Genomic DNA, 24,878 nt, shown 5'->3' on the forward strand with positions numbered 1-24,878 from the left:
CAAGGTCCGGAAGGAAGACGGACGGCTCGGGCACCGAGGTCGCATCCACGCAGGTCACGGGCGGCATGAAGAGCCGCAGCAAGCGTGACGGGCGTACGGCGAAGGCCGTACGGCGCGGTGATCGCGAACCTCAGATGCGCAACGTCCACCTCAATCGGAGACAACAGGACCGCGCACCACGCTAATGCCCCCGACGGCGGAGGGCAAAGGAATTAGCGGGCGGTCCGCCGGCCCCAAGACCGCCCGGCACCGGAGACCGCCCGGCCCCGGATACCGTCCGGTACCGGAGACCGCCCGGCCCCGGCGGCGTACTTTTCCGGACACCGCCACGTGGCGCCGCCGCCCCCGCCCTCTTCCCTGGGGCGGAAAATCCACGCCGCCCGCCCGTGGCGGTACCGGGTCGCCGCTCCGTATGGTGTGCCGGGGCGTCCACCGCTGTTCACCCGCCGTACGCCCGGGTGTGCAGGCGCCGTTGGTGGCGGCCCTGGAAGTTGTTGCGCGACACCGGAGCCGTCGAAGGGCACACCTCGTGCGCAAGCGTCTTTCCCCGTCCACCCGCCGGATACCGCTCGCCGCAGGCGCGGCCCTCGCCATCGGCGCCCTCGGCGTCGGCGGCACCGCGCTCGCCGCCACCGCCGACCCGCCGGACATCTCGCTGTCGGCCGGCTACCTCTCCGGCGCCGTGGGCGCCACGGGCGACCCGTCCATCACCGTCACGGTGTCCCAGAGCGGCGGCGACGCGTCGGATCTCACCGTCGCGGCGGCCTCCAGCTCCAAGCCCTCGGTTGCCGGTACCGGTGACGTCACCGTCAGCGGGAGCGGCGCCAAGCGCACCCTGAAGGTCGCCGCGCAGGGTGTCGGCTACACCGACATCAAGCTCAAGGTCACCGGACGTGACGGCGCGTCCGCCACCAAGACGCTGCACTACGCCGCGTCCGCCGACGTCCAACACCCCGCGGACACCCGCTACTTCACGGGATCGAGCGACGCGTCAGCCGCCGTCGACGCCGGAGACGGCTACGTCATCATCGCCGACGACGAGTCCAACGTGCTGCGCCTCTACGACCGCCGCACCTCGGGCGGCCCGGTCAGGACCTGGGACTTCAGCTCGAAGCTCGGCGTCTCCAAGGAGATCGACATCGAGGCCGCGGCCAGGGTCGGCGACACCATCTACTGGACCGGCTCGATGGGCAACAGCAAGAAGGGCAAATACCAGCCCGACCGCGGCACGCTGTTCACCACCGAGGTCAGCGGATCCGGCGCCGGCACCAAGCTCTCGCTCGGCGGCTCCTACCAGAAGCTGCGCGACGACCTCGTCGCCTGGGACCAGGACCACGACGACAAGTACGGCTTCGCGGACGGCACGGCCGACGGCCAGGTGCCCAAGCAGATCGACGGATTCAACGTGGAGGGACTGGAGTTCGCGCCGGGCTCCACCACCACCGCCTACGTCGGCTTCCGCGCCCCGCTGGTACCGCCGAAGAAGGGCGGCAAGGCGCTGCTGGTGCCCGTTACCAACATCGACAAGGTCATCGGCGGCGCGCACGCCACCTTCGGCAAGGCCATCGAGCTGGACCTCGGCGGTCTCAGCATCCGCGACATCCGCAAGAACGCCGCCGACCAGTATCTGATCGTGGCCGGCTCCTGGGCCGCCGACGACAACAGCGACCCCTACACCCTGTACTCGTGGGACGGCGTCGCCGGGCACGCCCCCGCCAAGGTGCAGTCCCTGCCGACGGACGACGCGGGCGGCTGGGAGGCGGTGGTGGACGTGCCCGACCTCACCGCACCCGGAGCCCGCGCCCAGCTCATCACCGACGACGGCTCAGCCGACCTCTACGACGACGGCACCGAGGCCAAGGACCTCCCGCACGACGAGTGGAAGAAGTCCCGCGCCACCTGGTTCACCGTCAGCCCCGAGGCCCGGCGCTGACCCTCGGCGCGGAAGCACGGGGCGGGCCGCGGGCCGTAGCGCCAACTGCATCAAACGATCCCGCGTGCCCGCCCCGGTCCGGTGAAGTCGGCTTCGTCCGCCGCCGTCCCGGCCGCCGCTCGCGGAAGAATCCGCGCCATGACCACACCAGCCAAAGCGCAGGACCCTCTCACCGCCGGTGTCGCCGCCCGCAGCGGTACGCCGCTCACCTACGAGCAGGCAGCGGCACGCCTCCGCAAAGGCGGCGACCCCTACTGGAGGATGCTCGACCGCGGCCACCGGGCCGTGATCGAAGCGCTCGACGCGCTGCGCAGGCGGGCCTCCCGGCCGGACGAGCAGGCACGCTTCCACGCGGCCCTGCGCGACGTCCGGCGGCACGACGTCCCCGCGTGGGTCATCCGGCCGGTCAACGCCTACTGGGCCGAGCGCTACGAGGCGGAGTGCGAAGCGGCGGCCGACACCCCGGACGGCCGCGCCCAGCGCCTCGGCGCCTACGACGCCGTCTCGTCCCTCCACGAATACCTCTGGCCCGGCTGCCAGGACGACTACCTGACCTGCATGCGCTGAATTCCCACGCGGCGGCCGGTGTCGCCGGACCCGGCCGCCCCGGCTGCCGACGACGGCCCGCGCCTGCGCACTCCGCCCGTGCGGGGACAATCCGATACCGCGTCACCGATGCGCGTGCCAGAATCCCGCGCATGACAGTCCGCTTCCCGCGCCCCCTGCGCCCCCGGTGACCGGATCGGCATCACCTCCCCCTCCAGCGGAGTCCCGAAGGAGCTGGGCGCGCGCCTCGACGTGGCGATCCGCGCCGTGGAGGCGCGGGGGTACGAGGTGGTCGTCGGCCGCTGCATGGACGGCGCCGGACACGTCAGCGCCCCGGCGTCCGACCGGGCGGCCGAGCTGATGGCGATGCTGACGGATCCTCACATCAGGGCCGTGGTGCCGCCGTGGGGCGGGGAGACCGCGATCGACCTGCTGCCGCTGCTGGACTGGGAGCGCCTGCGCGCGGCGGAGCCGACCTGGCTCGTCGGCTTCTCCGACATGTCGACCGTCCTCACGCCGCTGACCCTCCTCACCGGCATGGCGACCGTGCACGGAAACAACCTCATGGACACCCCGTACCGGGTGCTCGAAGGGCTGGTGTCCTGGCTCGACATCGCCGCAGCGCCCCAGGGACACCGCTTCACGCAGACGCCACCGGGCCGCCACCGGTCATCGGGCTGGGACGACTACCGCGCCCACCCCGAGGTGTCCAGCTACACCCTCGACACCCCCGGCAGCTGGACCAGGCTGGACGCCGACGCCGACGTGGAGGCCGAAGGGCGCCTGATCGGCGGCTGTATCGAGACGCTCTGCAACATCGCGGGCACGCCGTACCTCGACGTCTCGTCCTTCGCGCGGAACGAGTCGGCGGACGGGCTGCTGGTGTACGTCGAAGCGGCGGACGACGACGCCTTCACCATCTGCCGGAACCTGCACGGGATGCGGCTGGCCGGCTTCTTCGACCGGGCCAACGCGGTACTCGTCGGCCGCACTTGGGCCCCCGGCGCGGACTCGCTCACCCAGCACCAGGCCGTCCTCGACGCGCTCGGCCCGCTGAACCTGCCGGTCATCGCCGACGTCGAGTGCGGTCACGTCCCGCCGTATCTGCCTCTCGTCAACGGGGCGCGCGCCCGGCTCGTCCACACGGCGAACCGCAGCGAACTCACCCAGACCCTGCGCTGACCCTCCGGCCGCGCTCCGTGAGCAACTGCGCCAGGCCGTCCACGAATACGGTGAGCCGGTCGAGCCGCGCACCGCCGCGGGCGATACGGAATCCGTGGCGGCGGCCCCAGAACGCGGCCTGGGCGGCGTGGAACTGAGCCCAGCGCCGGACGCGTTCGCGGTCCAGTTCCGCGGCTTCGGCGAAGACGTCCAGGGTGCGGTGGACGGCCCGGCGCAGGTCGTCCGCTTCGATGAGGGCCAGGGCGCGTGACTTGAGCAGCGTGCCGCCGTCGTAGGCGGGGTCTCCCGCGTACCCCTTGGGGTCGACGGCCAGCCACGGCTCGCGGTCGGCCGGCAGGATGTTCCTGGGGTGCAGGTCGCCGTGGATGAGGGTGTCGGGGCGGTCGGGGGCCAGCTCGCGGGCGGTCGCCACGGCGGCGTCCACCACGTGAGGCGGCAGCGCGTGCGTCAGCTCGTCGGCATCCTTGCGCAGCTGTTCCTCCCAGGCAGCCGCCCGCTCCCGCAGCCGGGGCAGGCCGGGCGGCGCGGGGACGGCCAGCCGGCGATTGAGCCGCCCCGCGACCGTCACCACCTCGTCGCCGTCCTCGACCTCCGCCAGGGTCGACGTCCCGACCCGCTCCAGCAGCATCGCGAACCGCGCGTCGTCCCGTTCGCGCAGCAGCACGGCACCGTGCCCGCCCCACACCGCGAACGCGTCCGGCTCGTGGACGTTGCCCGGGTGCGGAAAGGACACCTTCAGCACCGCGGCCCCCTCGGCCCGCCGCACCACCGGCACGATGACACCGACCCCGCCGTGCAGGACCTCGCCGTCCGGCACGCACCCCCAGCGCTCCAGCAACGCGTCCACGATTGCGGGTAGTTCGGCGAGCCACGCCGCTCCGGGGCGCCCCTCGCGCTCGACGGTGCTGCGCGAGAACGCCTCCGGGATACCGATCGTCCAGGCCATCCGGGCACCCTACGCGCGCGCCCGGCGCCGTTGCCATCCGGTGCGGGTTCGGGCGCGGGCGCTCAGTGCAGTGTGTAGCCGCCGTCCGGGTACAGGGTCGCGCCGGTGGTGAATCCGTTGGTGAAGAGGAACAGCACGGTCTGGGCGACCTCGTCCTCCGTGCCGAGCCTGCCGAGTACGGTGTCCCTGCGGTACTGCGCGAACGCCGCCTCCCGGTCCTGCTCCGGCCGGTGCGCCCACAGGTTTCCGTCGATGGTGCCGGGCGAGACGACGTTGACCCGGACCGGCGCCAGTTCCACCGCCAGACCACGGCCGAGCCCCTCGACCGCGGCGTTGCAGGCCGCGTAGGCGGGCGCGGCGGCCGGTGGGCGTGCCCCCGCGGCGCCGGACATCAGGACGACGGATCCGTCCTGTGCCAGCTTGGGCGCGGCGTACTTCACCGCGTGGTACTGGCCCCAGAACTTGGAGACGAACGGGCTCTCGGCGTCCTCGTCGCTCAACTCCCGCATCGGGCCGACGCGGTAGGAGGCCGCGGAGGTGAACAGGTGGTCGACGCGGTCGAGTTCCGCGAAGAACGCGGCGAGCGAGGAGCGGTCCGTGGTGTCCACGGTCCGCCAGCCGGCGCGGTCGCCCAACTCCTGTGCCGCCGCGGCGAGACGCTCGGGGGTGCGGCCGCCGATGACGACGCGGGCGCCGGCCGCGACCGCCTGGTGGGCGACGCGCAGGCCGATGCCCGAGCCACCGCCGATCAGGACCACGGTACGTCCGTCGAGCGCCCCGGACCCGGGGAGACCGGCGGGTTTGCGGACGGCGGATGACGGCTCGTTCATGGCGGATGACTCCGTGAGGTGTGCGGGGTGCGTGGACAGTTGATCACCCGTCCCAGCGCGCCGGCCGAGCACGGTATTCCCGCCTCCGTACGCGGTCGGGCCGCACCGGTCACCCCCCCCAGACGCCCGCCCAACTCCCCGTTAAGTCGGTTGACTTAATCGTGTGCCGGGTTTTTACTGCTGGCACGAACCCCTGAGCCGGGAGGCCGCTGGTGAGCGATGTCCAGGACGCCGAGTCCTTGAACTACCCGATCCCCGCACCGGCCGTGCTGGAGCCGCCGCGGCAGTGGGCGGACCTGCGGCGCAGCTGCCCGGTCGCGCCGGTGACGCTGCCGAGCGGCGACCGGGCCGTGCTGCTCACCCGCTACGAGGACGTGAAGACGGCGCTCTCCGACCCGCGTCTGAGCCGTGAGGGGCTGGCCCTGCCCGACGCCGCCCGGGTGGCGGCAGGCGCATCGGAAGGCATCTTCAGCAGCCCGATGGCGAAGGCACTCAACGCCGAGGGGCACGGGCGCTGGCGGCGCATGGTCGGCAAGTGGTTCACGGCGAAGCGGATGTCGGCGCTGCGGCCCGGTATGGAGGCCATGGCCGATCAGCTCGTCGACGGGATGCTGGAGCACGGGCAGCCGGCGGATCTGGTGACGCATCTGGCGTTCCCGCTCCCGGTGTTCGTGATCTGCCACATGCTCGGCGTGCCCGAGAGCGACCGGGACAGGTTCAAGAGCTGGTCGGACACCTTCTTGAACACCACCCGGTACACGCGGGACGAGACGACGGCGGCGCACCAGGAGTTCGCGGACTACATGTCCGGCCTGATCGCGGGCAAGCGCGCACGGCCCGGGGACGACCTCCTCAGCCTCCTCCTGGCCGGCACGGACGCCGACGGCGAGCCGATGTCCGAAGCCGGGCTGGTGGCCACCGGGCAGGCACTGCTGCTCGCCGGACACGAGACCACCGCCGGATTCCTCGCCATGATGGTGGCCCACCTGCTGTCCGACCGCCGTCGCTGGGAACGGCTGCTGGCCGACCCGTCGCTGATCCGCCCGGCCGTCGAAGAGACGCTCCGGTTCGACCCGAACGGCAGCGGATTCGGCATGCTCCGCTACGTGCACGAGGACACCGAACTCTCCGGCGGCACGCTGCCCCGCGGCACCACCGTGGTGTGCAGCATGGCCGCGGCCAACCGTGACGAGCACGCCTGGGACGCCGCGGACGACATGGACGTGAGCCGCAGCCCCAATCCGCACCTCGCCTTCGGCGTGGGCCCGCACTCCTGCCTGGGACAGCTGCTGGCCCGCATGGAGCTGCAGGCGGCCCTCACCGTGCTGCTGCGCAGGCTGCCCACCCTCGGTCTCGGCGTCGCCGTCCAGGACCTGCGACGCCATGAGGGGCTGCTGACCTCTCCGCTGCGCGCACTGCCGGTGACGTGGTGAGCGGCGGCGGAGCCGTGCGCGCCGGCCGGGCCGCCGGAACCCGTGAGGTGATCATGACCTCCGCGGAACGGCTCTTCGCCGAGCACGGCCTGTCGGCGGTGTCGCACCGGCAGATCGGCGAAGCGGCAGGCCAGGGCAACGTCACGGCCGTCAGCTACCACTTCGGCGACCGGACCGGCCTGGTACGCGCCCTCATGACCAGGCACGGCGAGGCGATCGAACAGATCAGGGGGCAGCACCTGGCGGACATCGGCGACAGCCACGACATCCGGGACTGGGTCGGCTGCCTGGTACGCCCCGTGCCCCAGCATCTGGGCGCGCTCGGCAGCCCCTCCTGGCACGCCCGCTTCGCCGCCCAGGTCATGACCGACCCCGTGATGCGTGCCCTGGTCACGGACGAGGCCCTGACCAGGAAGCACCTGCGGCAGACCCTCGACGGCCTCGGCCGCTGCCTCGCCGCACTGCCCGACCGGGTACGGGCCGAACGCGGCGACATGGCACGCCACTTGATCACCCACACCTGCGCGGAGCGGGAACGCGCCCTGGCGGACGGCACCGCCCCGCTGCACTCCTCCTGGGAGCACACCGCCGACACCCTGACCGACGCGATCGTCGGCCTGCTCACCGCACCCGTCACCGTCACCCGCCACACCCCGGAGCCGGACGGCCCCTGAGGAGCGCGGCGGTCCGCACACCGCCCAACCGGCCGTTCAGGTGCGGTGGTTGTGCGTGCCGGGCGTGTAGCCGAACGCGCGGTGGAAGACGTCGATGAACGCGCTGGCGGACGACCAGCCGCAGCGATGCGCGACGCCGGTCACCGGCACGCCGTCGGCCAGCAGGCGCAGCGCGTGGTAAAGACGCAGCTGTGTGCGCCACTGCGGGAAGCTCATGCCCAACTCCCGCCGGAAGAGGCGGCTGAGGGTCCGTTCCCCGGCCCCGGTGGCGGCGCCGAGCGAGGCCAGCGTCCGCGGGTCGGCGGGGTCGCGGCGCAGGAGATCACAGACCGCCGCCAGCCGGGGATCGGCAGGCGCGGGCAGCCGGAAGGGCTGCTGCGGCGAGGCACGCAGCTGGTCGAGGAGTACGGCGCGCAGCCGCCGCCGCTCGGGGGTGTCGCCGAGCGGGCCGCGGGTGTAGCTGAGGATGAGTTCGCGCAGCAGGGGACTGACGGCCAGGACGGTGGGGGCGTGCAGTCCCAGCGGGTTGGTGCGGGCGGGCAGCCCCAGCAGATGCAGGGCGAGGTGGCCGTAGGCGCGGTGGGCGTGGACGCAGCCGGCCGGTACCCAGATGGCGCGGGTACCGGGGGCGAACCAGGTGCCGGCGTCGGTGGTGACGGCCAGGACTCCGGAGCCCGCGTAGACGATCTGGTGCTCGTCGTGGCGGTGCGCGTCGATGCTCTCGCCCGGAGCGAGTACCTGGGCGCAGGTGGGCGCCGCACGCATGTGGCGGATGTCCGGCATACTTTGGCACTTTATCGGAAGCGCGCCACGCCGTCCCGCGGTGACGATGGCCAGGTGTCCACTTACCAGACCTCCCGCACCGGCCGCCCGATCACGCTGCTGTCCCTGGGACACTCCTGCGTGGACGTCTACCAGGGCGCGGTGGCCGCGCTGGTGCCGTTCTTCGTCTCCGAACGGGCCTACACCTACGCCGCCGCATCCGGCATCGTCCTGGCCGCGTCCCTGCTGTCCTCCGTGGTGCAGCCCCTGTTCGGGGCGCTCACCGACAAGTGGGCCATGCCCTGGCTGCTGCCTGCCGCCACCCTGGTGTCAGGAACCGGCGTCGCACTCGCCGGCGTCAGCGGCTCCTACGCCCTGACCCTGGCGGTCGTCGCGATATCCGGGATCGGCGTCGCCGCCTACCACCCGGAAGCCGCCCGCGTGGCACGGGGCGCCAGCCGCGGCAGCCACACCGCGATGGGCTGGTTCTCCCTCGGCGGCAACCTCGGCTTCGCCGCCGCCCCGCTGCTGGTCTCCGCCGTCATCGCCACCGGCGGCCTGCACGCCTCCCCGCTGCTGATCGTCCCCGCCCTCGCCGGCACGGCACTGTGCCTGGCCGCGCTGCCCGGCCGAACGGCACGCCCGGCCGCGGCGGCGGCCACCGGCCCGGACCGCCGCACCGCCAGGGACGACTGGGCCTCCTTCGCGAAACTCTCCGGCGCCATCATGTGCCGCTCGGTCGTCTTCGTCGGCCTGAGCGCGTTCATCTCCCTCTACGTACGCCAGCGCACCGGGGGAGGGGACGCCGCGGGCGCCGTCGCGCTGTTCGTCCTCTACCTCGGCGGCGCGGTCGGCACCGTGGCAGGCGGCCGGCTCGCCACCCGCTTCGGCCGCCTCCCCGTCGTCCGGTGGTCCTACGCGCTGACCGTCCCCGCCGTGGCCGGCCTCGTCCTCGTACCCGGCCCGCTGCTCTACCCCCTCGTCGCCCTCACCTCGGCCGGCCTGTACGTCCCCTTCTCGCTGCACGTCACCCTCGGCCAGGACTACCTGCCCCGCCGCATGGGCACCGCCAGCGGCGTCACCCTCGGCCTGACCGTCAGCATCGGCGGCCTCGCCAGCCCTCTCATCGGCGCCCTCGCCGACGCCACCTCCCTGCACACCGCCCTCACCCCGCTGATCGTCATGCCCGCCGTCGGCTGGCTCCTCCTGCGCCGCCTGCACGAACCCGAGCACCCCGAAACCGCCGCCGCCCAGCCGGAGTTGCCCGCCGACGACACCGCGTCCCGGCCGTGAACCGCCCCCGCGCCCGCCGGTCTGCTGTGCTGTCCCGCATGCCAACGCACCTCGGAGCACCCCGGCCCGACCAGGCCGCCTACATGCTGCGGGCCGCCGCCACCGACGCGGGCCGCGCGTACAAGCAGCAACTCCTCGACCTGCTGGACGTCGGCGCAGGACAGACCGCGCTCGACGTGGGCTGCGGGCCCGGCACCGACCTCGGCGCCCTCGCCGAACGCGTCGGCCGCGACGGCACGGTGATCGGTGTGGACCGCGACCGGGCGATGCTCGCGGAGGCCCGCCGCCGCACCACGGGCCTGCCCGCCGTCGAGGTCCGCGAGGGCGACGCACACGCGCTCCCCGTCGAGCCTGGCAGCGTGGACCGGGCCCGGATCGACCGGGTCCTGATGCACGTCGCCGACCCCGCCGCCGTCCTCGCCCAACTGCACCGGGTCACCCGCCCCGGAGCCCTGCTCGCCCTGGCCGAACCCGACTGGGACACGCTGGTCGTCGACGCGGACGACCTGGAAACCAGCCGGGCTTTCACCCGCTACACCGCATCCGTCGCCGTCCGCAACGCCACCATCGGCCGCCGCCTCGCCCGCCACGCCGAACGGGCCGGCTTCACCGTCCTGACCGTGCTGGCGACCACCCCGGTCTTCCGGGACTTCCCGGCCGCCGACCACACCCTGGGGCTCGGCCGCAACACCGAAAAGGCCATCGCCGCCGGCCACATCGACGAGGAGCACGGCCGCCGCTGGTTCGCCTCCCTCGCCGAAGGCCCCTTCCTGGCCTCCTTCAGCCTCTTCACCGTGCTCTGCTCCCGCTGAAGCGGGGGAGCGGGGCACGAGCCCGTGAACAGCCCGTGCCGGGAGCGGCGTTCCGCGGGCCGCCGCCGGCTTCGGCTGGGCGGCCCGCGGAACGGGCGGATCAGCGGGTGGTGTAGCCGCCGTTGAGGAGCAGCGTCTGGCCGTTGGCCCACCAGCCGTCGGTGAGGAGATGGCGGACCCACGGCACGATGTCCTCGATCTTGGTGAGTTCGCCGTTCATCGCCGACGACTTGTGGAAGGCGACGGCGCCGTCGTCCTCGGCGGGGTAGAAGAACGAGGTGTCCATCGGGCCGGGAGCGATGGCGTTCACCGAGATGTTGCGGCCGTACAACTCCTTGGACAGGGCCCGGGTGAAGTGCTCGACCGGCGCCTTGCTGCCCGCGTAGGTGGAGTACAGACCGGTGTAGGCGGCGAGCAGCGAGGTGACGACGGTGATGATCTTCCCGCCGTCCTGGATCCTGCGGGCGGCCTCGCGCATGACGAAGAACGCGGCCTTGGAGTTGACCGCGAACATGCGGTCGTACTCCTCCTCGGTGATCTCGGTGAGCGGCTTCTTCAGCACCATGCCCGCGGTGTTGATGCAGTAGTCGAGCTTGCCGAACCGGTTGACGGTCTCGTTGAAGACCCGCTCCACCTCGGACACCTGCGTCAGGTCGCCCTGGAGCGCGAACGCCTCGCCGGGCCCCGCGTTGATCTGCGCGGCGACGTCCTCGGCCTTGGCCCGTGAGGAATCGCTGTTGTAGTGCACCGCGACCAACGCGCCTTCCGCGCCCAGGGTGGTGCTGATGAGCCCGCCGAGGTTGCGGGACGCGCCGCCGACGAAGGCGACCTTGCCGTTGAGCGTCTTGTCCGGGGTGGTGCCCATCGCTGCCTCCTGCGTTGTACCGGGCTGGGACGGCACGACTCCGGCAGACCCGAATGCCGTGCCCTGCCAGCAGCTTCCCCGAGTACCAAGTGGCGATCTTGAACGATCCGATCACCGGTGGAACACACCGCTCACGACGTGCCGCGGACCGTCAGAGCCCGCCGGCGCCGTCGCGCAGGGCCTGCGGCGTGGCCCCCTCGTAACGCCGCAGCGTCCTCGTCAGATGACTCTGGTCGGCGAACCCCGCCTCCGCCGCGATCTCCGCGATCGGCCTGCTGGTCCGCACCAGCTCGCGCCGTGCGTGCGCCACACGCCGCTGCGTCACGTACCGGTGCGGGGACTGCCCGGTCGACGCCTTGAACACCCGCGTGAAGTGGGACTCGCTGACCCCGGCCACGGCGGCGAGATCCGCCAGTGTGACGCGCTGGGAGAGGTGCGCGTGGATGAAGTCCACGACCTCGGCCAGGCGCCGGGGCGGCAGCCCGCCCTCCCGGACCGGTACGGTGCCGCCCTCGCCGGCCACCCGCAGTATCACCGCGGCAGCCGCCTGCACCAGTGACTGCGCGTACAGCGCGTCGGCAGGGCCTGGACCGGCGTACTCGGCCACCAGCCGCTCCAGCAGCATCCCCAGCAGCGGATCGGTGAAGTGGAACCGCGGGGCGAGCCCCACCGGGCGCGTGGCCCCGCCCTCGGCCGCCAGCTTCTCCAGCCATACCGGGTCGATGCCGAGCAGCAGCAGCTCCACGTCGTCCTGCCAACGGGGCCGCGCCGCCCACCCCGCCGGATTGACCAGCGCCTCACCGGCGTGGAAACGCTCGCGGCGCGGGCTGCCATCCGCCGACCAGCGCAGATTCGACGACCGGCCGGTATGCACGACCAGTACGTGGACCGGCGGGCCCACCGGCGGCGGCGCGACATCCGCCGTTCCCGCCGCCCGCTCCACCGCCCGCTCCGCCACCGCGTGGCCGAGAGCGGTCCCGCTCCCGTGCAGACACCGCAGGTGGGGCTTGATGTGCGAAACACTCACCCCACCAGTATCGGACCTCGGCAGACCGCCGTCCTGTCGGCGACAGGACCGCCCCCGAAGCGCCGCACGACGATCACGGGCCGGCCGCGCCGCCCCCGTCCGCCGCCCGCCACGAGCCCGGCGCGGCGGCCCGGATCCCGGACCGCCGCGCCACGTCGCTCACGAACACCCCGTCCCCCGGGCCGTGTTCACGGGCCCGTGCGTCCGGTGCCGCCCGGGTGGCGGGCGGTTCACACCGTGAGGACGATCTTCCCCGCCGTGCGTCCCGTCTCGCCCTGCTCATGGGCCTTGGCCGCGTCGGCCAGCGGGAACGTCCCGGCGATCTCCGCGCGCAGGCGCCCCGTCGCGGCGAGTTCCGCGATGGCCCGCATCCCCTCCTGGTCGTACTCGACGACCATCGCCGCCGCCGTCACGCCGAGCCGCTGCGCTTCGGTGGACAGCTCCTCGCCGCCCATCAGGAGGGTCACGTACGTGCCGCCGGGACGCAGCGTGCGCAGCGAACGCGGCCCGTAGTCGCCCCCGATGGTGTCCAGGACGACGTCCACGTCGCGCACGGTCTCCGCGAAGTCCACCGCGCGGTAGTCGACCATCTCGTCCGCGCCGAGCCCGCGCACGAACGCGTGCTTGCTCTCGCTCGCGGTGCCGATCACGTACGCGCCACGCGCCTTGGCGATCTGCACCGCCAGGTGCCCGACACCGCCGGCCGCCGCGTGGATCAGCACCCGCTGTCCCTCGCGTACCCGGGCGACGTCCACCAGCGCCTGCCACGCGGTGAGGGCGGCCAGCGGCAGGGCGCCCGCCTGCACGTGGTCCAGGTTCTCCGGCTTGCGGACCAGGGCGCGCGCGGGCACGACCACGTACTCGGCGAAGGCGCCGACCCCCTCCGGGTACGGCAGCATCCCGAACACCGCGTCGCCGGCCCGGTGCAGCGTCACGCCGAATCCCACCTGCTCGACCACACCGGAGACGTCCCAGCCCAGCACCAGGGGCAGCGGGCCGGCGACGGTCAGTTGCCGGCTCCTGTTCTTCCAGTCGGTCGGGTTGAGACCGGCGGCGTGCACCCGCACCAGGACCTGTCCGATCCCCGGTACGGGCCGCTCCCGCTCGGTCTCCTTCAGGACCTCGGGGCCGCCGAAGGTGTCCTGGCTGATCACTCGCATCGTTTCGCTCATGCCTCCACAGTGCCGCCTGGTACGGCCCGGGAAAATGGCAAGATTGCCATCCTTCGCTAGGATCGTGCCATGTCCCATGCCGCGCCCGCCCCGCATCGCGTCGTCGTCCTCGCCCTCGACGGCGTCTACCCCTTCGAACTCGGCATCCCCGCCCGGATATTCGGCTCGGCCGGCCGGCTCTACGAGGTGCTGACGTGCAGCGCGGACGGCAGACCTGTGCGGACCTTCGCCGACTTCACGGTCACCACCGAACACGGTCCCGAGGTGCTCGCCACGGCCGACACGGTGGTGATCCCGCCGTCCGAGGTCACCGACGAGGTCCCCGAAGCCCTCGCCCTGATCCGTCCCGGCACCCGTCTCGTCTCCATCTGCACCGGCTCCTACGTGCTGGCCTCCGCCGGGCTGCTCGACGGCCGCCCGGCGACCACGCACTGGCACATGGCGGAGGAGTTCGGCCGCCGCTTCCCGCGCGTACGGATCGACCCGGGCGTGCTGTTCGTGGACGACGGCGACGTGCTGACCTCGGCGGGCGCCGCGTCCGGCGTGGACCTGTGCCTGCACCTCGTGCGCAAGGACCACGGCAGCAAGGTCGCCAACCAGGTGGCCCGTGCCTGCGTCGTCCCCGCCTGGCGCGACGGCGGCCAGGCCCAGTACATCGAGCGGCCGGTCCCCTCCCCGTCGTCCGAAAGCACCGCACTGGCGCGTACCTGGGCGCTCGGCCACCTCCATCTGCCGCTCACACTCGCCGAGTTGGCAGGCAAGGCGCAGATGAGCGGCCGTACGTTCGCCCGCAGGTTCCAGCGCGAGGTCGGCATGAGTCCGGGCCGCTGGCTGACCCAGCAGCGGGTGGACCGGGCACGCCACCTGCTGGAGTGCAGCGACCTGTCCGTCGACCGGATCGCGGGCGAGGTCGGCTTCGCCACGGCCGCGTCCCTGCGGCAGCACCTCCAGGCGGCGGTCGGCGTCTCCCCGCTCGCGTACCGGCGCACCTTCCAGGCGGGCGGGACGGCGGCGGGTGCCACGGCGGGCGTCCGTGCCGGAGCGGGGGCCGCCCTCTGACGCCGGCCCCGGCCGTCATCCGGAGCCGTCCGCACGGCAGTTGACCGACGCGCGAACGAGGGGCGGCGCGCCACACCGGACGGCCCGCCCACGGACCGTGACGCCTGCTCAGCCCTCCGCCCTGGACGCCTTCTCCTCGGCGTCCGCCAGCCAGAAGAACACGGGCGGCAGCACCAGTTCGATGACGGTCAGCACCACTTGGAACCAGTGCGGCCACCCGTGCACCGCGAGCGACAGCAGCCGTCCGGACGCGCCCAGCAGGAACACTCCGGCCAGCCATCGCACCACCGTCGCGGGGACCGGTGACTGCCGGGCCACCCAGAGCCAGCCGATGCCGTACCCGGCGAAGATCGCGCCGAAGAACCGCCCGAGGCTGTCGACCGTCGTCCCGGCCGCGCCCGCGCCGGGGATCGCGGCGTTGCCGAGCAGTACGTGGTAGAGCCCGATCGCCACGCAGGCGTACCCCATCGCCAGCACGAGCCCCCGAAGTGCCTTGATCCTGACCATGGTTCGGCAACCCCCTGCTGGTGGACAAGTGTCCACCAGGCTATGGCCAGCTAGTAGACGCGTGTCAAGTAACATGCGCTCATGCCTCCTCCCCGCCAGCGACTCAGCCCCGCCGAACGCCGTGCGCAGCTCCTCGCCGTCGCCGCCCGGCTCTTCGCCGCGCACCCGTACGACGAGGTGCTGATGGAGGACGTCGCCGAGCACGCCGGGGTCTCCCGCGCCCTGCTCTACCGCCACTTCCCGGGCAAGCGGGACCTCTTCGCCGCCCTCTACCGGCAGGTGGCCGAGCAGTTGCTCGCCGCGACCCGGCTCGACCCCGCCGGCACCCTGGTCGAGCAGCTCACCGAGGGCTTGGACGCCCACATCGAGTACTTCGCTGAGCACCGCAACACCGTCCTGGCGGCGAACCGGGTGCTGGCGGGCGACCGCCTGGTCCAGACGATCATCACGGACGAACTCGACGCCCTGCGCGAGCGGTTGCTCGGCGTGCTCCCGCTCGCCGACGACGGCACCCGGCAGGCGGTGTCGGGCGTCCTGAAGAGCTGGCTGGTGTTCGTCCAGGTGCTGTGCGTGGACTGGCTCACCGAGGAGACCTGCACCCGCGCCGAACTGCGCGACGTGTGCATCGGCGCCGTACTGGGCGCCATCCGGCCCCTCCTCGACGAGGATCCCGCCCCGGACTGGCCCCGGTGACACCGGACTTGCCGACGGCGCCCAGCGCGGCGCGCAGGTGGCCCCCGGCCGAGTGGCGGTGGCTCGCTGACTGCCCCGGCCGCCCGTGTCGGGTCCGTTGCCCGTGGAGTGCGCTGTGGCGCCCCCGTGGGCCTGCAGACCTTGGGGGCGCCGTGAGACGCGACGGAAGAAGGGTCATCCCTTCTTGGGTGCGAGCTTGGCGATGTACTGGTGTGAGACGCCGAGCATGGCCCCCGCGTCCCTGACCGTGGTTTTGGCGGTCAGGGTGCGCGCGGCGGCCGTGAGGGCCTCAGTTGCCGCCTTGGCGGCTTCCTCGGCTTTCTCTCTGGCTTTCTCGGCCGTGACGACAGCGTTGGCCATATCGGGATCGGCCGGTCGCAGTACAACCTCAAACGCCTCCTCGGGAATGTCCAGCAACATCGCCACCACATCGGTGGCCATCCTCTGTGCTTCGCTCCACGTGCGGCCCTGTGTGACCCCGACGCATCCTGGCGGTAGGTCGGTGATCGTCACGGCCCAGTGGGAGCCGTCAAGCTTCGCCATCGCGTGGTATCTCGTTGTATCGCCCATTTCTCCTTCCCTTCCTGTATGCCTCTCGCCGAAGTGATGGTGGATTCCTGATCGTTGGGGGGCCGAATCGGATTCGGCCCCCCGGTCGATCACGCTCCCTCTGCCGCCTTGATCAGGGCCTCGGCGGTTCCTTCGGCGATCTCTCGGTGTCGCGGGACGGGGAGGCTTATCCCCTCCAGGGTGTACACCTCGTGCCGTGCACCCTGCCTCGCGAGTACGAGATCCGCCCCCTTGCCGGCGGCGATGTGCCGCAGTTTCCGGAGCAGTACCCGTTTCTGCACACAGCTAGTCTACTCAGGGCGGCGAAGACTGTCTACTGCATGCGACACGCCTTCCGGTCGTCATGCCGCCCGCCGCCTCTCGTTCCTGGGGGAGTGGGCTCCAGGGTGGGCGGACCGGGTCAGACGAAGAAGGCGTTCATGCCGTCGACGTCGGAGAGGTAGGTCTCGATCGAAGCGATCTTGCCGTCGCGCAGCGTGCACACCGTGGACAGATACTCGTCGAGGACGGCGTCGTCGCGGCGGGCGGTGTTGTGCAGGGACAGCGCCATGTTCTCCCTGCTGACGAGGATGTTCAGCAGCTCGAAGCGGAGCCCGTAGCCCGCGATCTTCCGGGCTCGCTCCACGACGGCGTCCGCCCCCTCGGCCGCACCGGAGATGGTGTTGTCTCCCGGTAGGACCCACACCGCGTCGTCGTGCAACAGGGAGCGGATGCCGTCCCAGTCCGCCGTGGCGAGCGCGGCGTGGAACGCCTTGCCGATGCCGTACCGCTCAGCGTGATCACTCATGGGGTCAGTCCTTCGGTTCGATTGTTCGTATGTACGCGAACATTACTCTAGATGAGGGAAGGAGCGGGTCGACGAGAAGGGGCTGATCAACGAAAGGGCCGCGCGTACGTACGCGTACCATCGAACGGTGGCCGCCTTGAGGAACCCCCCAGCACAGGACATCCGCATCACCGACGTGCTCGAAGCGCTGTCCCACCCGCTGCGCCTCCTGGTGGTGCAGCGGCTGGCGGCCCACGAGCGGGAAGGGCGGGAGACCTCGTGCGGCGAGGTGCTGCCCGAGATCTCGAAATCCACCGCCAGCCACCACTGGCGTGTGCTGCGCGAAAGCGGCGTCGTCCATCAGCACCGCGACGGCCGCCGCCTGCTGCTGTACCTGCGCCGGGCGGACCTCGACGCCCGCTTCCCCGGAGTGCTCGACGGTGTCCTCGCCGCGGCGGCCGACGACCCGGCCGTCGCCCAAGTCGTCGGTAACTAGGGCCTGTTGTACGGGTGGTGTACGGGTCAGGCCGGTCGGGTCACCTCGGCTACGGGTGTGTCGCCCAGGACGGGAGCCAGACGGTCTCGGGGAGCGGTGCCAGGCTTCCGCAGTGGTTGATGATCGCCCGGAGTCCTGGGTGCGGATTCGCCCGGGGGAGGATGAGCGACAGCGGGTAGGCGAGCGTCGGATTCACGATCGGGATGCGGCGCAGGTCGTGGTGGGTCGGCCAGATGTACCGGTCGCGCGAGCCCGCGAAGGTTGCCACGTCCGCGGAGTCCGCGAGGATGTCGAGGAGCACCTCGTTGCCGAAGTTCGGGCCCGCGGCGTCGATGCGGAGGTCGAAGTCGGTGGCGAGCTGATCGTAGAACTCCGCCCATTCACTGCGCGGCGCGATACTCGGCACCCAGATCCGGTGCCGGCGCAGCTGGGATGGCGTCAGTGTGCGTGCGGCGGCGAGCGGGTGCCTCGGGCCGACGAGGAGTTCCAGTGGGGAGTGGAACGCGTGGATTATCTGCACGTCGCGCGGCAGTGCGGCCGGGTCGGTGACCGAGCGGAACGAGGCGTCGATGTCGCCTGCCTGGACGGCGGTGACCGCCACGCGCGGGTCGTTGACCCTGAGGGTCACCACGTCGAGCTGGGTTTCGGGATGCGACCGCCAATAGTCGTGCAGGACGACGGCCTGTGCGGATCGCAGGCCGAGCACGTCGATCCGAAGGGCCCGCGAGCCCGGCCTGATCGCGGCGACGGCGCGATCGACGCCCGTGATGATGTTCCGGGCGTGCGGGAGGAAGGCTTGGCCGTCGAGTGTCGGCTCGACCCCGCGGGCGGTGCGGGTGAACAGCCGGACGCCGAGTTCGCGTTCAAGGGTGGCGATCCGCTTCGACACGGCCTGCTGCGTGACGCCGAGTTCGTCGGCCGCGTGTTGCAGCTGCCCGAGCTCGGCCGCGCGGACGAACGACCGCACCGCCTCGGTATCCATGGAGCCAGCATAAATGTGCCCAACCGATCGTTGTGGCTCGCCCGGGAGCCGGTTGTTTGATCGCGTGACGGTGCGGTCGGTGTGATGCAGAGACCCAAACATCCGTTGTCACGAGGGAGTCGCATGCGCGTGCAGTTGGGACGCAGTTTCGGCTGGCTGTGGTCGGCCTACGCCGTCAGTACGTACGGCACGTGGATCGCCTTCGGCGCGTTCCCGCTGATCGCGGTACGGGCGCTGCACGCGCCGGCCTTCGCCGTGTCGCTCCTGGAGGCGGCCGGGCTTGCCGTCGCGGCGCTCGTCGCGTTCTCGCTCGGGCCGTGGGTCGAGCACCGGGCCAAGCGTCCGGTGATGATCGCGATGGACCTGATCCGGTTCGTCGCGATGGCGAGCGTCCCGGTCGCGTACGTCATCGGTGTGCTTTCCTACGGCCAACTGCTGGTCGTCTCGGTCATCTCCGGGACCGCGAGCATCGCCTTCACCGCCGCGTCCGGCGCGTATCTGAAGCATCTCGTCCCGCGAGACCACCTCCTCGTGGCGAACGGGAGGTTCGAGGGCACGAGCTGGGTGGCGACCGCGGCGGGCCCGCCCCTCGGCGGTGCACTCATAGGGCTGCTCGGCCCGGTCGTCACCGTCCTGGCCGACGCCCTCAGCTACCTGCTGTCCGCGCTCGGAGTCCTCCGCATCCGCGGCGGCGACGTCGCGGCACCCCGCGACCGGGCCACCAGGTTGCGCGGGGCCGGCCTTCTCGGCGGCTGGCGGTTCATCATCCGTGACCGCGTGCTGCGGGGCCTGTTCCTCAACTCGATCCTGGTCAGCGGCCTGATCATGGCCACCGTCCCGCTTCTGTCCGTCCTCCTGCTGGGCCAGTACCACTTCCCGGCCTGGCAATACGGTCTCGCCTTCGGCGTCCCGGCGCTCGGCGGCTTCGTGGGCGCCCGCCTCTCCGCGCGCCTCGTGACCCGCTACGGCCGGCACCGGATCATGGCGGTCTTCGGCTGGCTGCGCTCGCTCTTCCCGCTCGGTCTCGCGTGCGTTAGGCCCGGCATCCCCGGACTCCTCACCGTGATCGTCGTCGAGGGCCTGCTGATCACCTGCATGGGCATCTTCAACCCGATCTACGCGACGGAACGCCTGCAACGGACTCCCGTCGATCACACCGCCCAAATCCTCAGTACCTGGAGTGCCGTCAGCAAGCTCCTGCAGGCTGCCCTGATGGTGATCTGGGGCGTCCTCGCCACACTCACCAGCCCGCTCGCCGCGATCACCATGTCCGGCGTTCTCCTGCTCGCCACGCCGCTCTTGCTGCCCAAACGGATGCATCTGTCCGCCCCTGAGCCCGCCGCGCCGGCCGGAGGCTTCCGGGTTGTATGACTCGGCGACGGCGACGGTGACGGCGTCGGCGTCGGCACACCCGGACCAACGGCCAACCGAGCCAACGGGCCTCCCTTGCACCAATAGGGGGCGTCTGCAATTATTCGTCAGGTCCGTAAAGTGCGTGTGCAATTAATTCTGAAAGGCGGCGCAACCGCCATGACCTACACGACCGTTCATGTCCCGATCTCCGGCGGTGACAGCGCCGTCAACTGCCTGGTCACCGGCTCAGGTCCGGCCCTGGTGCTGGTGCACGGGACCGGCGCCACCCCCGAGGGCAACTGGGGACCGGTGATCGACGCACTCAAGGACCGCTACACCATCGTCGCCCCGACCCTGTCCGGCTCGGGCGCCACCACCGACACCGGCGCACCGCTGACCGTCGACGACCTGGTCGCCCAGGTGCTCGGCGCCGTGGACGCGGCGGGTCTGGACGCTTTCCACCTGGCCGGGCACTCCCTGGGGGCGACGGTCGCAGCCGCTGTCGCCGGAGCGCAGCCCGAACGGGTGCGCTCCCTCTTCCTGCACGCGGGCTGGGCGGTGACCGACCCGTGGCAGGAGTTCCAATTCGGCCTGTGGCAGCGGCTGCTGCGCGTGGACAAGGACCTGCTCTCACGGGTGCTGCAGGTCACCGCGATCGGCGCCGGGACGCTCGCCGGGCGCCGAATCGAGGACTTCGAGCAGGGCGTAGCCGGGTTCAACGAGCTGTTCGACGAGGAAGGCATGGCCCGCCAGTCCGAGCTGAACACCCGGGTGGACATCAGCGCGGCGCTGGCCCGGATCACCGCGCCCACTCTGGTCGTGTCCGGATCCCAGGACCTGATCGTCCCGCCGCACCACCAAAAGGAGTTGGCGAACGCCATCACCGGTGCCCGCTACATCCTGCTGGACGGCGGGCATGCGCTGCCCTTCGAGCTGCCCGAAGTGTTCGCCCGAACCCTGACGGAGTTCGTGGACCGGCACCAGGCGGACACCGCCGGTGCTCCGGCCATCTGAGACGGAGCCACCCGCACCCGTGTGACGCCACATCACACCCGGCGGTCCGAACGGGAGAGCCTAGGCGTCCGCTGCCGGGCGGGTCGCGTCGTCGGGGACGGTGGCGTGGGGTCGGCCCGGCTGCGGGGCTTGTAGTTGCCACACTCTGGCGGGGGGCAGGTTGCCCCATGCCGTCCAGCGGCCGGTGGCGTAGCGGTGCTGGTAGCCGGCCAGGATGTGTTCGACGGTGCGGTGGCGGGCGGCGTCGGCGGGCGGGGCCAGCAGGCGGCGGGCGGGGCGGGTGGCGAGGTAGGCGAAGTAGGTGAGGGCGCCGCCGGGGTGCAGCAGTGCCAGGTAGCGCTCCATGATGGCGGTCACCTGCTGGGGGGCGAAGTTGGTGAACGGCAGGCCGGAGACGATCACGTCGTAGCGGTGCCCGGTGTGGAGATGCTCGACGAGCGCCTGGTGGACGTGGATCCGGCCGGCGGCTTCCGGGTGCGGGTGGGTGCGGACGAGGTGGTGCAGGCGGTGGGCGAAGCGGGGGTTGGCCTCGACGATGTCCAGGCGGCTGCCGGGGCCGAGCAGCGGGATGAGGGCGCGGGTGACCGAGCCGGTGCCCGCGCCGGCCTCCAGGATGTTCAGGGGCCGGTCGGCCTGTCGGCGTACGGGGGTGGTCAGCAGGTGTGCCAGGCGGCGGCTGCTGGGCGCGATCGCGCCGGTGGTGCGCGCGTCCCGCAGGGCTTCGGCGAGGAACAGCCTGCTCTCGGCGCTGCGTTGGGCGAGGGTACGGCTGGGTGGAGCGTTCCGGTTGTCCATGGCGCCGACGCTATGGACCGGCGAACGCCGCGGGATCCTTCGTCCTGCGGCGGCCGACCGCTACGAAAGGAGGGGGTGCGGGTGTCCGTTCGTCGGGGGTCGCCCAACAGGCGTGCTTCTAGGCTCTCTTGGGTGAGGATGACCCATGGTCCTGCCCGGCGGTGGTGGGCGGAAGTCGCGCTGGTGGCGGTGGTGACGGCGCTGTCCGTCCAGGACGCCGCCGCGGCATCGGGCGGCAGTTTCCTGCGTCCGGCCGCTGCGGCGGCGCTGGTGTCGGGCCTGTCGCTGTCGCTGCGCCGCCGTTGGCCGCTGCCGGTCGCCGTGGTGGCGGTGGCTGCCGCCGGGGCGTGGGTGTTGCTGCTGCCGTTGCTGGTGGTGCTCTTCCACCTCGCTTCGCGCAACCGGGCCGGGGAAGCCGCCGGCGCCGTGCTGGGCGCGCTGTTGGTCAACGTGCTCGTCCAGCCGGAGCTGAGTCTGTGGGCCACCCGTTCCTACGGTCCCGGCCTGCTGCTGGTGCTGGCCATCGTGCTCGGCCTGTGGGCGGGCAGCCGGCGCCGCCTGGTCGAGGCGCTGGCCGCCCAGGTGACGCACCTGCGCACCGAGAGGGAACTGCACGAGCAGGCCGTCCGGTTGGGCGAGCGGGCGTCGATCGCCGCCGAGATGCACGACGTGCTGGCCCACCGGCTGAGCCTGATCGCCCTGCACACCGGGGTGCTGACCACCCGGAAGGAATCCCTGCCCGCCCCGGTCGCCGACCGTGTCGGTCTGCTGCGCTCCGCTTCCACCGAGGCGCTGGCCGATCTGCGGGACGTCCTGGGGGCTTTGCGCGATCCGGGCGGCTCGGCGGCGGACGCGGCTCCCGTGCCTGCGGTCCGGGAGGTGGGGGAGCTGGTCGAGCAGGCGCGTGCCGCCGGGCAGACGGTCGAGGCGGATCTCGGCGGCCCTGCGGGCAGGGCGCCCGCGGCGCACCGGCTGGCCGTGTTCCGGCTGGTCCAGGAGGCGTTGACCAACGCCCGTAAGCACGCTCCGGGTTCGGCGGTGGAGGTCCGTGTCCGCTACGGTCCGCCGGTGACCTCGGTGGACGTCACCAACGCTGCCGCCGTGCGGCCCGCGGCGGCGGTGGCGTCCGGCTTCGGTCTTGTGGGTCTGACCGAGCGGGTCGAGGCGCTGGGCGGGCGGCTGGAGGCCGGTCCGTCCGGATCCGGTTCGTGGCGGGTGGCCGCCCGCATTCCGCAACCGGCCGTCGCGTACGGCTCCTTCACCGGACAGGACGGTGCCCGCCCGTGATCCGCACGATGATCGTCGACGATGACGCCCTGGTCCGTCTCGGACTGGCCGACCTCCTTGAGGGGGACGAGGCCATCGAGGTCGTCGCCCAGGCGGGCGACGGTCTGGCGGCCGTCGAACGGGCCACGGCCCACCGCGTCGACGTGGCGCTGGTGGACGTCCGGATGCCGGGCATGGACGGCATCACCGCCACCGCCCGTCTGCGTGCCCTGCCCGACCCGCCGAAGGTGATCACGCTGACCACCTTCGACCTGGACGAGTACGTCTACAGCGCGCTCGCCGCTGGTGCCGACGGCTTCCTGCTCAAGGACACCGACCCCGCCGAAATCCTGCGCGCCGTCCACCTGGTGGCCGCGGGCTCCGCGATGCTCCACCCGGCCGCCGCCCGCCGTCTCATCGACCGCTACCACCACGCCGCCCGCCCGCAGGCCACCGCCGCGCACGGTCTCATCGGCGCACTCACGCCACGTGAGAGGGACGTCCTGGCCCTGCTGGCCGAGGGGGTCACCAACGCCGGTATCGCGGACCGGCTCGGTATGCGTGAGAGCACCGTCAAAGCCCATGTCAGCCGCATCCTGAACGCCTTGAACGTCACCAACCGGGTGCAGGCCGCTCTGCTGGCCAGGGACGCGGGCTTCGTGGGGTGAGGAGCCCGGCGGGGTGCGGAACGCGGGCTCTTACGGGGTGTGCCACTGGTGGTCGGGGTGGAAGCGGACGTCGTACCGCTCGGGGACGGTCGCGAAGGCGCGGGGTTCCGGGACGACGGGCTCGGCGGGCAGGCCGTGGCGTTCCGTGGGGGCGCCGAGGTTTTCGAAGAACCGCTCGAAGGTGCCCGCGGGGCCGGCGGCGACGCCGACGACCTGGCTGTGGTGGCGTTCCATGCGGTACGCGTGGCGGCAGTTCTTGGGGACGAAGCCGAAGTCGCCGGGGGTGAGCAGTTTCTCCTGCTGGTGGCCGGTGGTGTCCTCGACGAACAGGCGGACGGCGCCCTGGGTGATGTAGAAGACCTCGTGGGTGTCGGTGTGCAGGTGGGCGGGGATGAGGTCGCCCTTGGGGCCTTCGACGGTGAAGAAGTTGAAGGTGTTCTCGGTCTGTTCGCCGCCTGCGTAGATGGTGATGAGGTCGCCGAACAGGTGGGCGCGGTCCCCTTCGCCCTTCTCGATGAAGTAGGGCGTGCCCGGGTCCGCGGGGATGTGTGAGGCGCGGCGGTAGCGGGTGGCGTATTCGATGGTCACGAGGTCTCCTCGGATCGGCCTCCAGCAGGAACGTCAGGTAGCCTGACATTAACGTCGGCCGGTGGCAAGCCGCCGGGTGCGGGGCAGGTCCCGCCGGTGCCGTGGTGAGGAGTGATCAGATGCAGGGTGTCCGCCGTAGTCTTCCCCAGCTGCTTGCCGAGGCCAGGCGCTGGTTCGACGAGGGGTTGCTGGCGGCGCTGGAGGCGGCCGGCGCCGTCCCGGTCTCCCCGACGCAGGTCCAGCTGTTCGCCGTGCTGGACGAAGGGGGGACGACGGTGTCGGAGCTGGCCCGGCGGATGGGCGTCACCCGGCAGACCGTGCATCAGGCGGTGCACGGTCTGGTCGCTGCCGGGCTGCTGGAGCAGGCAGCCGATCCCGCCTCCGCCCGGCAGCGGCTGATCCGCCGTACCCGGGAGGGCGAGCGCGCGCACGATCGGGCGGTCGCCGTACTGGCGGATCTGGAGGGGCAGTTGGCCGGGCGGATCGGCCAGGAGAAGGCCGATGCGCTGCGGACCGCGCTGGAGGCTCCGTGGGGCCAACCGCCCTCCCCGGACGTGGGCTGATCTGCCGTCCCCCGCACGCCTCGCCGAGTGGCGGTGCGGTGCGCGGTACCGTCTCGCGGCGCGGTTAGGGATCCGGGCGCCCG

At 72.0% G+C, this 24,878-nt stretch carries 28 protein-coding genes; 15 read left to right on the plus strand and 13 right to left on the minus strand.

Features of this window, described 5'->3' with window-relative positions:
- The first annotated feature begins 529 nt into the window (after positions 1-529).
- From ACIBK8_RS23180 to ACIBK8_RS23190, 3 genes are all read left to right on the plus strand, one after another.
- Positions 530-1,933: a DUF3616 domain-containing protein gene (locus ACIBK8_RS23180; protein WP_399043695.1), complete on the plus strand. Its 1,404-nt coding sequence runs from the start codon at positions 530-532 to the stop codon at positions 1,931-1,933.
- 138 nt (positions 1,934-2,071) lie between these two features.
- Complete coding sequence (locus ACIBK8_RS23185; protein ID WP_399043696.1) at positions 2,072-2,500, plus strand: hypothetical protein; 429 nt, start codon at positions 2,072-2,074, stop codon at positions 2,498-2,500.
- Positions 2,501-2,731: 231 nt separating this feature from the next.
- The gene (locus ACIBK8_RS23190) at positions 2,732-3,661 is read left to right on the plus strand and encodes a S66 peptidase family protein (RefSeq protein WP_399043697.1); all 930 of its coding nucleotides are present in this window, start codon (positions 2,732-2,734) and stop codon (positions 3,659-3,661) included.
- Here the strand turns inward: ACIBK8_RS23190 and ACIBK8_RS23195 are convergent.
- Positions 3,642-4,607, minus strand: a complete 966-nt coding sequence (locus ACIBK8_RS23195; protein ID WP_399043698.1) for an aminoglycoside phosphotransferase family protein — start codon at positions 4,605-4,607, stop codon at positions 3,642-3,644. The genes ACIBK8_RS23190 and ACIBK8_RS23195 overlap by 20 nt on opposite strands.
- 62 nt (positions 4,608-4,669) lie before the next feature.
- Positions 4,670-5,437: an SDR family oxidoreductase gene (locus ACIBK8_RS23200; RefSeq protein ID WP_399043699.1), complete on the minus strand. Its 768-nt coding sequence runs from the start codon at positions 5,435-5,437 to the stop codon at positions 4,670-4,672.
- 212 nt (positions 5,438-5,649) lie between these two features.
- Here ACIBK8_RS23200 and ACIBK8_RS23205 point away from each other — a divergent pair, with 212 nt between their 5' ends.
- A complete protein-coding gene (locus ACIBK8_RS23205; protein ID WP_399043700.1) occupies positions 5,650-6,870 on the plus strand; it encodes a cytochrome P450 in 1,221 nt (406 codons plus the stop codon).
- Between the two features lie 53 nt (positions 6,871-6,923).
- On the plus strand, positions 6,924-7,544 hold the full coding sequence (locus tag ACIBK8_RS23210) for a TetR/AcrR family transcriptional regulator (protein ID WP_399043701.1): 621 nt from the start codon (positions 6,924-6,926) through the stop codon (positions 7,542-7,544).
- 36 nt (positions 7,545-7,580) lie between these two features.
- Here the strand turns inward: ACIBK8_RS23210 and ACIBK8_RS23215 are convergent, their stop codons facing one another.
- Positions 7,581-8,327, minus strand: a complete 747-nt coding sequence (locus ACIBK8_RS23215; RefSeq protein ID WP_399043702.1) for an AraC family transcriptional regulator — start codon at positions 8,325-8,327, stop codon at positions 7,581-7,583.
- 54 nt (positions 8,328-8,381) lie between these two features.
- Here ACIBK8_RS23215 and ACIBK8_RS23220 point away from each other — a divergent pair, with 54 nt between their 5' ends.
- Both ACIBK8_RS23220 and ACIBK8_RS23225 read left to right on the plus strand, forming a co-directional pair.
- On the plus strand, positions 8,382-9,599 hold the full coding sequence (locus ACIBK8_RS23220; protein WP_399043703.1) for an MFS transporter: 1,218 nt from the start codon (positions 8,382-8,384) through the stop codon (positions 9,597-9,599).
- 38 nt (positions 9,600-9,637) lie between these two features.
- Positions 9,638-10,411 carry a methyltransferase domain-containing protein gene (locus tag ACIBK8_RS23225; protein ID WP_399043704.1) on the plus strand — a complete coding sequence of 258 codons (774 nt, stop codon included), beginning with the start codon at positions 9,638-9,640 and terminating at the stop codon, positions 10,409-10,411.
- A gap of 100 nt (positions 10,412-10,511) precedes the next feature.
- Here the strand turns inward: ACIBK8_RS23225 and ACIBK8_RS23230 are convergent, their stop codons facing one another.
- The 3 genes from ACIBK8_RS23230 to ACIBK8_RS23240 all read right to left on the minus strand — a co-directional run bounded on the left by ACIBK8_RS23230 (position 10,512) and on the right by ACIBK8_RS23240 (position 13,475).
- Entirely contained in the window at positions 10,512-11,276 is a 765-nt protein-coding gene (locus tag ACIBK8_RS23230; RefSeq protein WP_399043705.1) for an SDR family oxidoreductase, read from the minus strand.
- Between the two features lie 151 nt (positions 11,277-11,427).
- Entirely contained in the window at positions 11,428-12,303 is an 876-nt protein-coding gene (locus tag ACIBK8_RS23235; protein WP_399043706.1) for a helix-turn-helix domain-containing protein, read from the minus strand.
- Positions 12,304-12,533: 230 nt separating this feature from the next.
- Positions 12,534-13,475, minus strand: coding sequence for an NADP-dependent oxidoreductase (locus tag ACIBK8_RS23240; RefSeq protein ID WP_399043707.1), 942 nt, complete (start codon positions 13,473-13,475; stop codon positions 12,534-12,536).
- A gap of 69 nt (positions 13,476-13,544) precedes the next feature.
- Between ACIBK8_RS23240 and ACIBK8_RS23245 the strand changes: the two genes are divergently transcribed.
- A complete protein-coding gene (locus ACIBK8_RS23245; RefSeq protein WP_399043708.1) occupies positions 13,545-14,534 on the plus strand; it encodes a GlxA family transcriptional regulator in 990 nt (329 codons plus the stop codon).
- A gap of 108 nt (positions 14,535-14,642) precedes the next feature.
- On the opposite strand, the gene ACIBK8_RS23250 is transcribed toward ACIBK8_RS23245, so the two are convergent.
- A complete protein-coding gene (locus ACIBK8_RS23250) occupies positions 14,643-15,041 on the minus strand; it encodes a DUF4345 domain-containing protein (RefSeq protein WP_399043709.1) in 399 nt (132 codons plus the stop codon).
- 81 nt (positions 15,042-15,122) lie between these two features.
- Between ACIBK8_RS23250 and ACIBK8_RS23255 the strand changes: the two genes are divergently transcribed.
- Positions 15,123-15,734, plus strand: a complete 612-nt coding sequence (locus tag ACIBK8_RS23255; protein ID WP_399043710.1) for a TetR/AcrR family transcriptional regulator — start codon at positions 15,123-15,125, stop codon at positions 15,732-15,734.
- Between the two features lie 174 nt (positions 15,735-15,908).
- Here ACIBK8_RS23255 and ACIBK8_RS23260 read toward each other — a convergent pair whose 3' ends face one another.
- From ACIBK8_RS23260 to ACIBK8_RS23270, 3 genes are all read right to left on the minus strand, one after another.
- Positions 15,909-16,277 (minus strand): type II toxin-antitoxin system HicB family antitoxin, encoded by a 369-nt coding sequence (locus ACIBK8_RS23260; protein ID WP_399043711.1) that lies wholly within the window; start codon positions 16,275-16,277, stop codon positions 15,909-15,911.
- Between the two features lie 116 nt (positions 16,278-16,393).
- Positions 16,394-16,585 carry a hypothetical protein gene (locus tag ACIBK8_RS23265; RefSeq protein WP_399043712.1) on the minus strand — a complete coding sequence of 64 codons (192 nt, stop codon included), beginning with the start codon at positions 16,583-16,585 and terminating at the stop codon, positions 16,394-16,396.
- A gap of 119 nt (positions 16,586-16,704) precedes the next feature.
- Positions 16,705-17,091: a nuclear transport factor 2 family protein gene (locus ACIBK8_RS23270; RefSeq protein WP_399043713.1), complete on the minus strand. Its 387-nt coding sequence runs from the start codon at positions 17,089-17,091 to the stop codon at positions 16,705-16,707.
- Positions 17,092-17,218: 127 nt separating this feature from the next.
- Here ACIBK8_RS23270 and ACIBK8_RS23275 point away from each other — a divergent pair, with 127 nt between their 5' ends.
- Positions 17,219-17,566, plus strand: coding sequence for an ArsR/SmtB family transcription factor (locus ACIBK8_RS23275; protein ID WP_399043714.1), 348 nt, complete (start codon positions 17,219-17,221; stop codon positions 17,564-17,566).
- A gap of 49 nt (positions 17,567-17,615) precedes the next feature.
- Here ACIBK8_RS23275 and ACIBK8_RS23280 read toward each other — a convergent pair whose 3' ends face one another.
- Positions 17,616-18,548: a LysR family transcriptional regulator gene (locus ACIBK8_RS23280; RefSeq protein ID WP_399043715.1), complete on the minus strand. Its 933-nt coding sequence runs from the start codon at positions 18,546-18,548 to the stop codon at positions 17,616-17,618.
- A gap of 123 nt (positions 18,549-18,671) precedes the next feature.
- On the opposite strand from ACIBK8_RS23280, the gene ACIBK8_RS23285 reads away from it, so the two are divergent.
- Together ACIBK8_RS23285 and ACIBK8_RS23290 are read left to right on the plus strand one after the other, a co-directional pair.
- Complete coding sequence (locus tag ACIBK8_RS23285) at positions 18,672-19,919, plus strand: MFS transporter (protein WP_399043716.1); 1,248 nt, start codon at positions 18,672-18,674, stop codon at positions 19,917-19,919.
- Positions 19,920-20,078: 159 nt separating this feature from the next.
- Positions 20,079-20,915 carry an alpha/beta fold hydrolase gene (locus tag ACIBK8_RS23290; protein ID WP_399043717.1) on the plus strand — a complete coding sequence of 279 codons (837 nt, stop codon included), beginning with the start codon at positions 20,079-20,081 and terminating at the stop codon, positions 20,913-20,915.
- 60 nt (positions 20,916-20,975) lie between these two features.
- Here ACIBK8_RS23290 and ACIBK8_RS23295 read toward each other — a convergent pair whose 3' ends face one another.
- On the minus strand, positions 20,976-21,710 hold the full coding sequence (locus ACIBK8_RS23295; protein ID WP_399043718.1) for a class I SAM-dependent methyltransferase: 735 nt from the start codon (positions 21,708-21,710) through the stop codon (positions 20,976-20,978).
- A 138-nt stretch (positions 21,711-21,848) separates the two neighbouring features.
- Here ACIBK8_RS23295 and ACIBK8_RS23300 point away from each other — a divergent pair, with 138 nt between their 5' ends.
- Complete coding sequence (locus ACIBK8_RS23300) at positions 21,849-22,997, plus strand: sensor histidine kinase (RefSeq protein WP_399043765.1); 1,149 nt, start codon at positions 21,849-21,851, stop codon at positions 22,995-22,997.
- On the plus strand, positions 22,994-23,644 hold the full coding sequence (locus ACIBK8_RS23305; protein WP_399043719.1) for a response regulator: 651 nt from the start codon (positions 22,994-22,996) through the stop codon (positions 23,642-23,644). The genes ACIBK8_RS23300 and ACIBK8_RS23305 overlap by 4 nt, the downstream gene beginning before the upstream one ends.
- A gap of 30 nt (positions 23,645-23,674) precedes the next feature.
- Here the strand turns inward: ACIBK8_RS23305 and ACIBK8_RS23310 are convergent, their stop codons facing one another.
- Entirely contained in the window at positions 23,675-24,232 is a 558-nt protein-coding gene (locus ACIBK8_RS23310; protein WP_399043720.1) for a quercetin 2,3-dioxygenase, read from the minus strand.
- A gap of 119 nt (positions 24,233-24,351) precedes the next feature.
- On the opposite strand from ACIBK8_RS23310, the gene ACIBK8_RS23315 reads away from it, so the two are divergent.
- Positions 24,352-24,795, plus strand: coding sequence for a MarR family winged helix-turn-helix transcriptional regulator (locus ACIBK8_RS23315; protein ID WP_399043721.1), 444 nt, complete (start codon positions 24,352-24,354; stop codon positions 24,793-24,795).
- Positions 24,796-24,878 lie beyond the last annotated feature (83 nt).

The organism is Streptomyces sp. NPDC050161 (genome assembly GCF_044460025.1).
Classification (GTDB): Bacteria; Actinomycetota; Actinomycetes; order Streptomycetales; family Streptomycetaceae; genus Streptomyces.

Bases quoted from the DNA above. Each gene is read 5' to 3' on its own strand.
- ACIBK8_RS23185 (WP_399043696.1), top strand. From the start codon at position 2,072: ATGACCACACCAGCCAAAGCGCAGGACCCTCTCACCGCCGGTGTCGCC.
- ACIBK8_RS23195 (WP_399043698.1), bottom strand. From the start codon at position 4,607: ATGGCCTGGACGATCGGTATCCCGGAGGCGTTCTCGCGCAGCACCGTC.
- ACIBK8_RS23200 (WP_399043699.1), bottom strand. From the start codon at position 5,437: ATGAACGAGCCGTCATCCGCCGTCCGCAAACCCGCCGGTCTCCCCGGG.
- ACIBK8_RS23210 (WP_399043701.1), top strand. From the start codon at position 6,924: ATGACCTCCGCGGAACGGCTCTTCGCCGAGCACGGCCTGTCGGCGGTG.
- ACIBK8_RS23215 (WP_399043702.1), bottom strand. From the start codon at position 8,327: ATGCCGGACATCCGCCACATGCGTGCGGCGCCCACCTGCGCCCAGGTA.
- ACIBK8_RS23225 (WP_399043704.1), top strand. From the start codon at position 9,638: ATGCCAACGCACCTCGGAGCACCCCGGCCCGACCAGGCCGCCTACATG.
- ACIBK8_RS23230 (WP_399043705.1), bottom strand. From the start codon at position 11,276: ATGGGCACCACCCCGGACAAGACGCTCAACGGCAAGGTCGCCTTCGTC.
- ACIBK8_RS23240 (WP_399043707.1), bottom strand. From the start codon at position 13,475: ATGAGCGAAACGATGCGAGTGATCAGCCAGGACACCTTCGGCGGCCCC.
- ACIBK8_RS23245 (WP_399043708.1), top strand. From the start codon at position 13,545: ATGTCCCATGCCGCGCCCGCCCCGCATCGCGTCGTCGTCCTCGCCCTC.
- ACIBK8_RS23250 (WP_399043709.1), bottom strand. From the start codon at position 15,041: ATGGTCAGGATCAAGGCACTTCGGGGGCTCGTGCTGGCGATGGGGTAC.
- ACIBK8_RS23255 (WP_399043710.1), top strand. From the start codon at position 15,123: ATGCCTCCTCCCCGCCAGCGACTCAGCCCCGCCGAACGCCGTGCGCAG.
- ACIBK8_RS23260 (WP_399043711.1), bottom strand. From the start codon at position 16,277: ATGGCGAAGCTTGACGGCTCCCACTGGGCCGTGACGATCACCGACCTA.
- ACIBK8_RS23270 (WP_399043713.1), bottom strand. From the start codon at position 17,091: ATGAGTGATCACGCTGAGCGGTACGGCATCGGCAAGGCGTTCCACGCC.
- ACIBK8_RS23280 (WP_399043715.1), bottom strand. From the start codon at position 18,548: ATGGATACCGAGGCGGTGCGGTCGTTCGTCCGCGCGGCCGAGCTCGGG.
- ACIBK8_RS23285 (WP_399043716.1), top strand. From the start codon at position 18,672: ATGCGCGTGCAGTTGGGACGCAGTTTCGGCTGGCTGTGGTCGGCCTAC.
- ACIBK8_RS23290 (WP_399043717.1), top strand. From the start codon at position 20,079: ATGACCTACACGACCGTTCATGTCCCGATCTCCGGCGGTGACAGCGCC.
- ACIBK8_RS23295 (WP_399043718.1), bottom strand. From the start codon at position 21,710: ATGGACAACCGGAACGCTCCACCCAGCCGTACCCTCGCCCAACGCAGC.
- ACIBK8_RS23300 (WP_399043765.1), top strand. From the start codon at position 21,849: ATGACCCATGGTCCTGCCCGGCGGTGGTGGGCGGAAGTCGCGCTGGTG.
- ACIBK8_RS23315 (WP_399043721.1), top strand. From the start codon at position 24,352: ATGCAGGGTGTCCGCCGTAGTCTTCCCCAGCTGCTTGCCGAGGCCAGG.